At 56.0% G+C, this 12,794-nt stretch carries 11 protein-coding genes; 7 read left to right on the plus strand and 4 right to left on the minus strand.

Annotation, left to right across the window (positions count from 1 at the left end):
- The first annotated feature begins 32 nt into the window (after positions 1–32).
- The 5 genes from ACWGXE_RS00625 to ACWGXE_RS00645 all read left to right on the plus strand — a co-directional run bounded on the left by ACWGXE_RS00625 (position 33) and on the right by ACWGXE_RS00645 (position 2,636).
- Positions 33–749: an alpha/beta hydrolase gene (locus tag ACWGXE_RS00625; protein WP_447600462.1), complete on the plus strand. Its 717-nt coding sequence runs from the start codon at positions 33–35 to the stop codon at positions 747–749.
- Between the two features lie 73 nt (positions 750–822).
- On the plus strand, positions 823–1,644 hold the full coding sequence (locus ACWGXE_RS00630; RefSeq protein ID WP_447600463.1) for an alpha/beta hydrolase: 822 nt from the start codon (positions 823–825) through the stop codon (positions 1,642–1,644).
- Between the two features lie 11 nt (positions 1,645–1,655).
- Positions 1,656–1,826, plus strand: coding sequence for a hypothetical protein (locus tag ACWGXE_RS00635; RefSeq protein WP_447600464.1), 171 nt, complete (start codon positions 1,656–1,658; stop codon positions 1,824–1,826).
- A gap of 104 nt (positions 1,827–1,930) precedes the next feature.
- On the plus strand, positions 1,931–2,194 hold the full coding sequence (locus ACWGXE_RS00640; RefSeq protein ID WP_447600466.1) for an AbrB/MazE/SpoVT family DNA-binding domain-containing protein: 264 nt from the start codon (positions 1,931–1,933) through the stop codon (positions 2,192–2,194).
- Positions 2,184–2,636, plus strand: a complete 453-nt coding sequence (locus ACWGXE_RS00645) for a PIN domain-containing protein (RefSeq protein ID WP_447600468.1) — start codon at positions 2,184–2,186, stop codon at positions 2,634–2,636. Before ACWGXE_RS00640 ends, ACWGXE_RS00645 begins: the two co-directional genes overlap by 11 nt.
- Positions 2,637–2,695: 59 nt before the next feature.
- On the opposite strand, the gene ACWGXE_RS00650 is transcribed toward ACWGXE_RS00645, so the two are convergent.
- Positions 2,696–3,103: a WD40 repeat domain-containing protein gene (locus ACWGXE_RS00650; RefSeq protein WP_447603831.1), complete on the minus strand. Its 408-nt coding sequence runs from the start codon at positions 3,101–3,103 to the stop codon at positions 2,696–2,698.
- A gap of 243 nt (positions 3,104–3,346) precedes the next feature.
- On the minus strand, positions 3,347–4,084 hold the full coding sequence (locus ACWGXE_RS00655; protein WP_447600469.1) for a lipid-binding SYLF domain-containing protein: 738 nt from the start codon (positions 4,082–4,084) through the stop codon (positions 3,347–3,349).
- 244 nt (positions 4,085–4,328) lie between these two features.
- Between ACWGXE_RS00655 and ACWGXE_RS00660 the strand changes: the two genes are divergently transcribed.
- Both ACWGXE_RS00660 and ettA read left to right on the plus strand, forming a co-directional pair.
- Positions 4,329–5,132, plus strand: coding sequence for a HugZ family pyridoxamine 5'-phosphate oxidase (locus ACWGXE_RS00660; RefSeq protein ID WP_447600470.1), 804 nt, complete (start codon positions 4,329–4,331; stop codon positions 5,130–5,132).
- Between the two features lie 79 nt (positions 5,133–5,211).
- Positions 5,212–6,897 (plus strand): energy-dependent translational throttle protein EttA, encoded by a 1,686-nt coding sequence (gene ettA / locus ACWGXE_RS00665; protein WP_447600472.1) that lies wholly within the window; start codon positions 5,212–5,214, stop codon positions 6,895–6,897.
- Between the two features lie 66 nt (positions 6,898–6,963).
- On the opposite strand, the gene ACWGXE_RS00670 is transcribed toward ettA, so the two are convergent.
- The gene (locus tag ACWGXE_RS00670) at positions 6,964–7,998 is read right to left on the minus strand and encodes an IS481 family transposase (protein WP_447600474.1); all 1,035 of its coding nucleotides are present in this window, start codon (positions 7,996–7,998) and stop codon (positions 6,964–6,966) included.
- Positions 7,999–8,081: 83 nt separating this feature from the next.
- Positions 8,082–12,047 (minus strand): NB-ARC domain-containing protein, encoded by a 3,966-nt coding sequence (locus tag ACWGXE_RS00675; RefSeq protein WP_447600475.1) that lies wholly within the window; start codon positions 12,045–12,047, stop codon positions 8,082–8,084.
- Positions 12,048–12,794: the final 747 nt, after the last annotated feature.

The raw sequence follows: 12,794 nt of genomic DNA on the forward strand, positions 1-12,794 counted from the left end.
CACACAAATCTTCTACCGGCGGCTGATCCGACATGCGACAGGACAAACTCGGCGGGCTCACCGTTCGGATGACGGGCGGAGTCGATGGCCGCGGCGGCGGGACTGGGCCGGCGGTCGTGCTGTTGCATGGATACGGTGCGCCCGGTGATGATTTGGTCGTCCTGAGCGACTATCTCGATGCTCCGCCAGGCACGCGGTTCTTCTTTCCTGAAGCGCCACTTCCCATGCCGCTGGGGTATGGCAATGCGCGGGCTTGGTGGATGATCGATATGGCGCGGATTCAGGCCGACCGCGCGGCCGGTCGCATTCGTGACATGTCGGGCGAAATCCCACGAGGCCTCATCGAGGCGCGTGAGCGGGTTGCGCCATTCTTGGACGACCTGCAGCGCAAGATCGGGGCCGATCCTAAGCACACGATCCTCGGCGGCTTTTCGCAAGGCGCGATGCTCTCGTGCGACGCGCTCTTGCGCAGCGATCGGGCCTATGCCGGGCTGATTCAGCTCTCCGGCACCTTGCTCGCCAAGCAGGAATGGGAACCGCTTCTCCTCAAACGGAAGAGCCTGCCAGTCTTTCAAAGCCACGGCACACAGGATCCGATTCTTCCCTATGTCATGGCCGAACGCCTTCGCGATGAGTTTGTGCGGACCGGGCTCAAAGTGGAGTGGCTGCCGTTTCGCGGCGGGCATGAGATTCCTGAGCCGGTGCTGAGAAAGCTTGGACAGTTCCTTCAGTTGCATTTAAGGCGGTGAAGCGTTTGCACAAGCCGTAACCGCCGGCGGGTGGTGTGGAGTATGAAGCTCTGTATTCTAAGCCGAGACTGCTATGACTGAGACGCAGCCATTCGAACTGGAAGGCGCCGATGGGAAGTTGATCTGCGGCGACCAATTGGAAGGAACCGGCCGGCAGATTCTTTTCATTACCGGGTTTTTGTCCAGACGGTGGGGGAACAAGAGCAAAGCGCTGGTGCAATGGTGCCGGGAAAAAGGCTGGGGATTTTGCTGTTACGATGTGCGTGGATTCGGCGATTCGGAAGGCACGTTCACCGATTACACGTTGTCCGACTGGATCGACGACGCGCGGGCGGTCGTGAGGAGCCTAGGAGCTTATGTAACCAGGGCCGCTGCCATGCCCGAACTCACCCACCCACCCCGGCAGGGTCGAGACCCTGCCGTTCCCGGAGTCACCATCGTCGGCAATTCGCTTGGAAGTTGGATCGGCTGGCTCATGGCGCAGGAATTTGAGATGGTTGAAGAGACGATCCTCATCGCGCCGGCTTTCAACATGATGGCTGAGCGGGCCAAGCAAATTCCGAATGAACGCCGGCATGCCTGGCATACGGCCGGCTGGATGCCCTGGGACGATGACGCATTGCACAAAGACTGGCCGCTGTCGTGGAAATGGGTCGAGGAAAGCGAGCAGTACTGGGGGCAGACCTTTTCGCAGTTACGCCGCGTCAAGACGACGATTTTGCATGGCCTGCAGGATACGGTGATCCAACCGGCCGGCAGTTGGCGCTTTGTGGAAGAAGTGTTGCGGCGGGATCCGGCATTTCCGATTGAACTGCTGCTCAAGACCGGCGACCACCGGCTAAGCAAACCGGAACATTTGGAAGCCTTACGCCAGCTGGTGGTGAGGGAAGGGTAAAGGAAAGCGGCATGCTGGTCTTGATTCATAAGGAATGCGGCGGCCCGGCCCTAGAAGCTGATGCGGCTGTCGGGGAAGTCTGCGCGATCCCGGTGGACCGCTTTCCGTTCGCCTGTTTCAGTTGTCTCGAAGAAATTACCGACGAATCGGAAGTGCGGCTTTCGGAGGATCTGGGGATCTGAATAATCGATGCTTGACCGGCACACCGCTTGATAGGTGACGAGATCAGCGCTATACTGAAAATCCGAAAATATCAGAAACGACACATCGCCCAAAGGAGGGTTTTGTGCCAACCGTCAAAGTATGGGGGAGGGGACAGCTGACGATTCCCGCTTCCATTAGAAAAGAACTTAACCTGGAGGAAGACGCTTCACTGACGGTTGTGAAAGTCGGGGATGTATTGCTGCTTACACCACGCAAGCTCATCGGAGATGCCATCGCAAAGAAGGCCGCACGGGCTATGAAGCAGGCCGGGCTGAAATTGGACGATCTGTTGGCGGACCTCAAAAAACAGCGGGAACGGTACAACCGGGAACGGAATGGAGCGTAAGCGATGGCGAGTCTTTCTGGACACCAGTGCCTTGATTGCAGGAGTCGTGTCTCCGACCGGCGCGGCGCGCGAGGTTCTGCGGTTAAGCGAAGCGAGGGTCATAGAACTGGTCGTATCCAGGCAGGTTCTTGTTGAAGCGGATCGGAATTTGACAGCGAAACTTCCCACGTTGGTGGATGACTATCACCTGCTGCTTCGTAATCTGTCTCCAGTAGTCGTCGAAGATCCTTCCCATGAGGCGGCTCAAGACGCCGCCCGAGTGATTCATCGGAACGATGTACCGATTCTGGCGGCAGCCAAGATCGCAACGGTGGATTATCTTGTCACGTGGAATACGCGCGACTTCCTGACAGATCGGGTCCGCGATTGGGCCTCGTTCCCGGTGCTGACCCCTGGTGAATTCCTTCGAACATTCCGCGTCGCTCTCAACAGAGAGGGGTAAGTTTCCGCTCCTGTTGATCGATAAGGGGCGAACCTTCATGCAGACTTGTCTAATGCTTGCTACATCTTCAACCCGATTACTGAAGCAATATCTGTCATAATTGAAGACTGTGCGCACACGTCCTCGCCCTTGCGCCCGCTTAGAATCACAGAGGTTTTCACATCCTCCTCCGTTATAAGGCGTGCACCGAGCTTCTTATCACACGCCGCCTGGATTTGCTCTTGGCCCTTGTACTGAGTTAGCCATCTGACATCCCAAAGTCGCGCAGTCCGGTCCCACGATGCCGTCACTACGCGCTGCCCATTTGAACTAAAGGCCGCAGAGGCCACGGAATCTTCGTGCTTGAGGCTGCCAAGTTTTGTTCCAGTGTTTACGTCCCAGACCCGCGAGGTTTTTTGGCGATGCAGCGACGATGTGCGCTGCGTTAGGGCTGAAGGGAGCGGAGCTTGTATAATTCGAAAGCCCATCAAGTTGGGTCAGGCTCTTCCCGTACTGGCGTCCCAAAGCAGAACGGTACCGTACAATGCCTCGGTTGTAAGCAGCTGATGCTCTTCCAACAGGTTATCGAGCCCATAGGCGTTTTTCAAACCTGGGAATGAGTCATGGCCTTGCTTCGATTGAGGATTTGTTCGTGCGATTAGGCTAACTTGGCGAGTGCGCAATCTTCATCTGCCTCAGAGGGTTTGTTTGTCTGGTCTTGACTTCAGGCATCATTGCTTTGCTTGCTTCCCGCTCACCGCTTTCTCGATCGCTTCGCGCAGCCGCTCGGAATAGGGGTTCTGCACGTCGCGCCGGATGATGATGTCGGTCGGCGTGACGGGTTTGCCATAGTAGGCGCTGTTCCATTCGTCTTTTGCCTTGAGGACGGCGCCATCGAGCGAGATGCCCGCAAACAACCCCTTCGCCCTGACGAACGACAAGAGGTCTGCACTGAGGTTCGGCGTCGTCGCTCCGGCGACACCGGCTCCCACCGGCCCGACCGCCACCGAGCCGTCTGCGCCCAGCTTGAAATTGCCCAGCAGCAATGACTCGACACCCTTTTGAGAAAGGATCAGCAGCACCACCTCGGCCGCTTCCGCCCCGAATTGAAAGCCGAAACTGCCGGCCCCCATCACAAAAAAGGCCGGTTCGCTCCACGCATCCGTTTTCTCCTCCCGCGCCATGAGGATCCCGCTTCCGCCGGCTGCGCCGAAGAAGAAGGCGCCTTTGAGGTATTGCGGGACAATGAACAGACCTTTGGCATCTGCAATGTGATCACGGAACCACGTCATGTTGGGATCGGCCACGAAATTATTGAGGGTCATGCGGGCCCGATCGATCAGATCTTGAGCCTCGCGATCGTCCACGGCCCACACCGCGGCCGCAGGTAAACAGGATAGCAGGATGCCCACCAGGCAGACCAGGACGGCAATCCGAACCATCGACCAGGCGTGAATGCGGCGCATCATAGAAGTTCTCCGTGTAACAAACAGGTAAATCTCATCGCCGGCTGACATGCGATTGACGTTCCGCACGAAGGCCGTATGTTCCATCGATTCATTCCTTCCTTCTGTCTACCGAAGTCATCTGTCTTGTGCAATCCGATCTTCACGCGCTCGATCGATTCCGTGGACGAGCCGCTCAGTGGAAATTCAGGCGGCATCCAGAGTAAGGTTGGTACCCGGCGATAAAAAAACCGACGAGAGGAATATTGTGTCATCAAGACAGCATAACAGCGGACCGGATTCCGACGGACGCGTCGTCCCCGAACCGACTCACGCCGAACGAGCCCGGACATTAGTCTATCTGCAGCGGACAGCGAGCCTATCGACATTGTCGCGCAAGCAGCCGGGCTGGCCGTTCGGCTCGGTGATGCCCTACGCGGTCGATGAACGAGGGCGGCCGATTTTTCTGATCAGCACGATGGCGATGCACACGCAGAACTTGCTGAGTGATCAGCGTGCCAGCCTGCTGGTCACGCCTTCGGAAGTCAGCGGCGATCCGTTGGGAGCTGCGAGAGTGACGCTCATGGGATTGACCGCCAAGGTCTCAAAGGAGGAGGTCGGTTCGGTCCGCGACCTCTATCTGGCTCGACATGCCAATGCCTCCTATTGGGTGGATTTCACCGACTTCAGCTTCTTCCGCATGACGATCGGCGAGGTGTATTTCGTCGGAGGCTTCGGATCGATGGGCTGGGTCGCGGCGGAGGACTATGCAAATGCGGAGGTCGATCCGCTCGCGGAGGAGGCCCCGGCGCTTATCCGGGAAATAAATACGGAGCAAGTCGAGCGGCTATTGCTGCTTGCCCGGGTCTTCGCGAAGGTAGAGCCGCAACAGGTAACCGTGACCGCCCTGGATCGACTGGGTTTTCATCTCCGGGTCAAGACTGCCGATCGGATGCAGGGAGGCCGTGTCGCCTTTCCAAGCCCGGTGCGTAATGCGGAGGAAGCAAGAGCGCAGCTGGCAAGCATGGCAAGTGGGGCGGAGCAAGGCGTTCAGGTTCTGCATTCACTGTAGCCCGACTTCTTCACGATGCGGACTTGTTGCCCACTCGTATCGATTACTACCACTTCTATGATTGAGACAAAGGAACCGTATGGCGACGAATGATAAGCAAGTGATTTTCTCCTTGGTCGGTGTCGGCAAGGTCTATCCGCCGAAGAAACAGGTCTTGCGGGACATCTACCTTGGGTTTTATTACGGCGCGAAGATCGGCGTGCTTGGGTTGAACGGTGCGGGCAAGAGTTCGCTGTTAAAGATCATCGCCGGGGTCGATCAGAACTATGTGGGCGAGGTGACGAGATCGAAAGGCTACAGCGTTGGTCTCCTGGAACAGGAGCCGCAACTCGATAAAGACAAGACGGTCAAAGAGGTAGTAGAGGAAGGCCGCCATGAAATCATCGGCCTGCTGAAAGAGTACGAGGCGGTCAGCAATAAACTCGGCGAGAATGTATCGCCCGATGAGATGGAAAAGCTGCTCGACAAGCAGAGTCAATTACAGGAGAGGATCGAAGCGGCGAACGGCTGGGAATTGGAAAATGAGCTGGAAATCGCCATGGATGCGCTCCGTTGCCCGCCGCCGGATGCGAAGATCGAGGTCTTGTCCGGAGGAGAGCGGCGCCGCGTCGCGCTCTGCCGGTTGTTGATCCAGGAACCGGACATTCTGCTTTTGGATGAGCCGACCAATCACCTGGATGCGGAATCGGTGCAATGGCTCGAGCAGCACCTGCAGGAGTACAAGGGCACCGTCATCGCCGTCACGCACGATCGGTATTTTCTCGATAACGTCGCCGGCTGGATCTTAGAGTTGGACCGCGGCCACGGCATTCCCTTTCAGGGCAATTATTCTTCCTGGCTCGATCAGAAGAAGGAGCGGTTGGAAAAGGAAGAGAAGGCTGAATCAAAATTGCGCAAAACGCTCGAGCACGAGCTCGAGTGGATTCGGATGTCGCCAAAGGCCAGACAGTCAAAAGGAAAAGCCAGGCTGACGCGTTACGAGGAACTGGTCAATCAGAAGCAGGAGCAGCGAGCGGAAGACCTGGAAATTTTTATTCCGCCCGGGCCGCGGCTGGGCGATGTGGTCGTGGAAGCGAGCGGGATCGGCAAGTCCTATGGAGAGCGTGTCCTGTTCGATGAGCTGAGTTTCAATCTGCCGCGAGGCGGAATCGTCGGCGTGATCGGCCCGAACGGTGCGGGCAAGACCACGCTGTTCCGGATGATCGTTGGCAAGGAGAAGCCGGACACCGGCGCCATCAAGGTCGGCGAGACCGTCAAGTTGGGATATGTCGATCAGGATCGCACGTTGGACGGGACCAAGACAGTGTATGAAATCATCTCCGGCGGTCAGGACACCATCAAGCTAGGCAAGGCCGAAGTCAACGCACGCGCCTATTGCGCCCGATTTAACTTCAGCGGGACCGACCAGCAGAAGAAGGTGAAGGACCTGTCGGGTGGAGAGCGGAACCGCGTGCATCTTGCGCGCATGCTAAAGGAAGGCGCCAATCTGATTCTGCTCGATGAGCCGACCAACGATCTCGATGTCAATACGCTGCGAGCACTCGAAGAAGGTCTCGAAAACTTCGGGGGCTGCGCGATGGTCAGCAGTCACGACCGCTGGTTTCTCGACCGGATCGCCACGCACATTTTGGCGTTCGAAGGCGAGAGCCGGGTCGTCTGGTACGAAGGCAACTACAGCGAGTACGACGCCGATCACAGGCGGCGCTTGGGGAAAGACGCCGAACGCCCGCATCGGATCCGGTATCGGAAACTGACGAGGGGGTGAAGCAGAATAGGTAATTAAGTGTATAACTCAAGACTTCATCTGACAGACAGCGAGTCCTCACCGGGTTTAGGCCGCTAACATTTTCTCCTTGGCCAGCGGCACACTGTCGACGAAGGTGTGCATGGGCGTCTTGCCATAGCACCAGCGGCCCTGATGAGGGCGCTGCTCGTTGTACTCCTGTATCCATGCATCCAGGTCGGCCTGGAGTTCCTCCAGCGTCCGATAGATCTTCTTCCGGAACGCTACGCGGTAGAACTCGTTCAACATCGTTTTGTGGAACCGCTCACAGATCCCGTTGGTCTGGGGATGCCGCGTCTTGGTGCGCGTGTGATCAATGTTCTCCACGGCAAGGTACAATTCGTACTCATGGCGCTCCGGCGCGCCACAGTATTCCGTGCCACGATCGGTGAGCACACGGTTCAGCGGAATGTCGTGCTGCTCGAAAAACGGCAAGACTCGGTCATTGAGCAATTCCGCGGCCGTCACCGGCGTCTTTCGGTCGTATAGCTTGGCAAAGCCGACTTTGCTGTAGGTATCGATGAAGGTCTGTTGATAGATCCGGCCCACGCCCTTCAACGTCCCGACGTAGAACGTGTCCTGCGCGCCGCAGTAGCCGGGACATGCGCTCTCGAATTCCCCGTGCGCTTCTTTATCCGCGGTGGCCTTCTCGAGCGCCACCACTTGCGCATCGGTGAGCACCAGACCTTCTTGCGCCACCTTCGCTTCCAGCGCCTTCAATCGTTTCCGCATCGTTTCGAGATCATGGCGGAGCCAGATGCATCGCACGCCCGCCGGGGAAATCGTCAGGGCCTGCTTGCGCAGTTCATTGGCCACGCGGGCCTGCCCCCAAGCCGGCTGCTCAATGGCCATCTGCACAATCACCTGCTCCACTTCAGGCGCCACCCGATTCTTGAGGAGGGGTTTCTGTCGCGAAATCTCTTGGAGGGCGGCCTCGCCGCCCCTGTCGTAGAGTTCTTTGAACCGATAGAAACTATCTCGGCTATACCCCATCAGCTGACAGGCTTTGGAGACATTACCGAGCTGCTTCGCCAGTTCCAACACGCCGACTTTGGCCTTGATGATCTTCTGCTCCGTCGTCATTGTCCTCGCTCCTTTCGAAAGAGGGAGGACTCTACCTGACTGTCAGTTTAAGTTCTAGCTTTCACAAATTAAGTTTGCATCGGTCAGGCGCTTTTTAGACCGCGCAACTCGAACACGTAAAGGCCCTTCGTTCCCGCCGTTACGATCCGCCGGCCGTCTGGAAACCAGGCCACCGATGACAGAGAATCATCGACGCGGATTACCATAAACGACTCACGCTCTATGGCGTGCCAGACGTGCAGTGTGCCATCGTAGTTGCCGGATACGATCCATTTTCCCTGTGGGTCGATTGCACAACACCTAGTCGAGCCCGTCTCCAACATACCTAAACAGACGCCGACGGAGACATCCCAGAGCCGCAGAGTGCCATTGTGACCCGAAACTATCCAATTGCCATTGGGATCGACTTCACAGCATTCTATCCAGGCATAGCCGCTTTTTTCGGGAACCTCAGTATTAATAAGGTCCCGCCTAGCCTTGCCGGTAGCGACATCCCATAGACGTAAAGTTACGTCGTACTTAGCTGTGCCGCCCGACGCAGCAACAACCCACTTTCCCCAAGGATCTACCGTGCAACAGATCAGCGCGTCCGTGTGCCGAAGGACATGAAGTGGCAATCCGGTAACTACATCCCACAATCTCAAGGTGCGATCGTTGCTGCCTGACACAATCCACTTTCCTTGCGGATCGATTGCACAGCACGTGATTTCTTCTGTATGTCCTTCGAGCCTACGTACCAGCGCTCCTGTGGCCAGTTCCCATACACAGAGTGTGTGGTCGTCGCTACCCGAGACAATCCATTTGCCCTGCGGACCAATTGCACAGTAGCGGACTCTGTCTGTATGCCCTTCGAGGATGTGAAGTATTAGACCTGAGCTGGCATCCCATAGACGCACGGTGTAATCATCGCTACCTGAAATGATCCACCGACCCTTGGGATCGACCGCACAATACCGGACGGTACCAGTATGGCCTTTGAGAGTACGAATGATGTGGCCAGAGCCGGCATCCCTAAGTCGAATAGTTCCATCGTCGGAACCTGTGGCGATCCACTTGCTTTCTGGGTCAACCGTGAAGCAGCGTATCTCGTATCCGTCACTGTCTAGTGTACGAAAGGACTCTCCGACGGTAGCATCCCATAGCCTAAGACTTCCGCCACCATCACCCGAGATGATCCATTTTCCCTGCGAATCGGCGGCGCAGCATTCGACATCGTGCGTATGGCCTTTAAGAATGCGGAGTTCTTGGCCGGTGGCGACATCCCAAAGGCGCAAGGTGCAATCGCCACCGCCTGACACGATCCATTTTCTCTGCGGATCGACCGCGCAACACAAAACCGAATCCGTATGTCCTTGGAGAATGTGGGTTAGGGTGCCCTGGACGATGTCCCAAATGCGCAGCGTGTGATCGTAGCTACCGGAAACGATCCATTTACCCTGCGAATCGACGGCGCAGCACGTCACAGCAGCCGTGTGGCCTTCGAAGGTATGGATTAACGTGCAACTTGAAACATCCCAAAGTCGCAGCGTGCCGTCGTAGGCACCTGAAACGAGCCATTTTCCCTGGGGGTCAACCGCGCAACACCAAATGGAGGTCTTGTGCGCTTCGAAGCTGTGAAGGACTTCGCCGCTGGCGGCATCCCAAAGCCGAAGACTGCCGTCCTTAGCACCTGAGACAATCGTCGTGCAATTAGGATGGAGAGCACAGCTCTCGGCGTGCCCACGATCACCTTTGATCCTATGGACGGCTGTGCAACTAACGGTATTCCTTAGCACCAACATGCCGTCATAAGTTGCACAGACAATAGACCTTCCTCCCGGATCGCACGCCCAATCCCTAAAGTTGCTATCGTCTTTAAGAGTTCGGAGGAGCGTGCCGGTGTCGGCATCCCAAACTTGAAAGGTACCGTCAAGACAACCTGAGACAATCGACTTTCCCGCAGGATCGAACGTGCAACATTTAACTCTATCCGTATGGCCTTCAAGAGTACGGATTAGTGAAGAATGTGGCCGATCAGGCATAGGCCAAAGCGGTTTTAAGAAGGGTATGTCGACGCTGGACTCGAATCGGTCTGCTATGGATGTCAAAGCCGAATCGTCGCGAAGTCGCATATACAGCGTGCGTAAGACATCTTCGCTTCGCGAAAACCCAGTGAGCAAATGACCCGATTGAGCTAGGTTTCGCCCAAGGGCTTCGATCGCTACACCGCCCGTCGAGCTAATAGCCATCTCCAAATCGCGTTCCACTGAGAATGCCTTGAAGAGATAGATCTTCTTCGCGAGGTAGTGGACATCTTCCACAACCTGCCGCAGTTCATCGGAGCAACCAGCTTCAATCAGATGATAGGCAAGGTATGACCACATGTATTGATCTTCGGCGGGCAACTGAGACCAAGAACTTGGCGTTCTCGTCGTTCCATTACTCAGGTCATCTCGGTACGCTTGAAGGAACTGAGCATGGAGATTCGGTAAGTCTTCTACAATGAGCCGCAGAAAGTCTTGTTGGAGGTCGTGAAAGATGAGACTAACCTCGCGTTGACCCTGTCCAGTATAGACCAGCCCTTTTCGTTCGTAGGTGTTCAGCAGGCTTTTGACTTGTATTGCGTCGAGGCCTCCAGTCTGATGCCAGAGCTTATGGACGGTCCGTTCGGGGATGACCGTATCTTCCGGAAAGATCGCAAGTTCGAGATACCGTCGGCGCGCGTCAGGGGGCAAAGCATCGACGCTGCATCGCATGGATTTGAAGATGCTGCCATACGGATGGTCGAGGAATTCAAGATGTCCGCGTGCCAGGGCATCTCGCAGGTCCTCCCAAGCCATTCCGTCTCGCACTCGCGCGCCTGCGAGTGCGAGAGCCAGTGGAATCCGGCCGCAATGTTCGGCAACCTCTTGGGCGGCCAGCGGAAGAGATGCATGGTCCCAACCGGACCATTGGGCGAGCAATTCCAGCGCTAGGTCTTTGCTAACACGATCCAGTCGTTCCTCGTGTGCGCCGAGGGCAGTGAGGAGCGTGGCATCCCGGGTTGTGATCAGCAGCTTGGAGCCGGCGTCCAGTGCATCGAAGGCCAGCGCGTCGTCATATCGCCAGAGATCGTCCAGCACTACCAGACAGCATTTTCCTTCAAACAGCTCCTTTAACAATTTCTTGCAAGGTTCCAGGCCGGTGAGGTCGGTTCCCTTTCCACTCAGGTCTGTAATCAGACTATCCTGCAACCCAAGAATGTCAGGCGTTTGACCCACAGTGATCCAATAGATTCCATCAGGAAAGGCCCGCCGAACTTCATCGTCATTCACCAGCGCGATCGCTAGCACTGACTTGCCAATACCGCCTTGTCCATGGAGGCCAAATTTTGATGCTGCGCCAGATATGCCGAAGGATCTGGTGCTTAGGGCGAGCAAGGCCCCTTTGAGCCGATTTAGTTCTTCAGTCCTTGGGATAAAATGCGGTCGTTGTGGAGGGACCCCATGCAATTTACCAATTTGCTTATCGGTGACTGTTCTCTCGGTGACGCCCGGCACATGACTACGGCCAAGATCTACTTGTCTTTCGGCGGCCGGGGAAACCGGAGCAACGGGGAGAGGAAAAGCCGTCACCAGTGTGTCGACTATCTTGACCAGAGCATTGTTTCGCATTTCCTCATCCGGGATTAGCCCCAATGGCTCCTCAGTCCCCCTGGCCCACTGGTACTTCGATAACTTCATCAACGTGGGACTCTTTGGAACCGAGCTGATCGGCACGCAGAATAGGACTGCATCGTCCCTTTCCGTCGCATTAAGAATTGCCGGCAGTTCGACATCCATGATGAAGTCGGATGCAAGAAAATTTGGACTAATCAGTAGCACGGCGATTTTCGTTCGATCCAGGGCTTCGTCGATCTTTCTTTCCCAGCGATCACCGACTTGAATGTAGGGATCGATCCAGACGGTTATCTGTTTTTCTCTTATGAATGGCTTCAGGAGTATTTGGAGCCGGTCGAGCCACTGCTTGTCTTGGTGGCTATAACTTATAAAGATCAGGTCGCGTTGGGGGGCAGTGGTGAGACTATTCATCGTCGCCCGCTGATTGAGACTGAACTGATATGGCAGCAGGATAATGTGTCAATACGTCATTTACAAGATAAGGAAGGATGCCAGGAAGGGACGTTAGGTAGAAGTAATCCATGTATCTTTTGTTTCAACGCTAGATCTGGAGGTTGAACTACAGCGGAGTACGATGCGGACCACAAGCGATAGCTCGTCAAGGGCTCCAAGCGCCCCACCGTATTGAGGCGTGACCATCCAGAACCTTTGTCCCCCTGACTCTCGACGCATCGCTGTAAATCTTGAGTGTTGTCCGACGATGGGGAGCTGAGCGCCGACTTCACCGGAAGAGCGAGGTGTTCATCGAGGTCTTGCCGAGGAGGAAAGCCGGAACTGACCACGGCACTGTGGTCGCTCGTGACCACAGCCACCGGGAATTCCGGAAGGTTTCCGCTTGGCAAGACCCGAAAAGGCCGCTCTGAGAGGTGTGGAGGCGGACAGCTTCACCGTCGCAAGGCGACAAACACTAGGATTCCCTTGAGCGAGGTGTTTTGCGATTTAATCGTGATCCTGACTGACGCAATACTTATGATCCGTAAATTTTAATCTTCAGTCGCAATTTTTTGCTTGAACGATCCTGCCTCGATCTCTATAGTGCCGACATCCATTACATCGACGGATGCAGTCACTTGCTGGTGGGCGTATTACCGCGCGCTGGTTTGTGTATTCCCCCCTGAGGGTCTATCCGCCGTTCCAATCGATCACTCTATCGAGAAG

This window comes from Nitrospira sp. Nam80 (genome assembly GCF_965152575.1).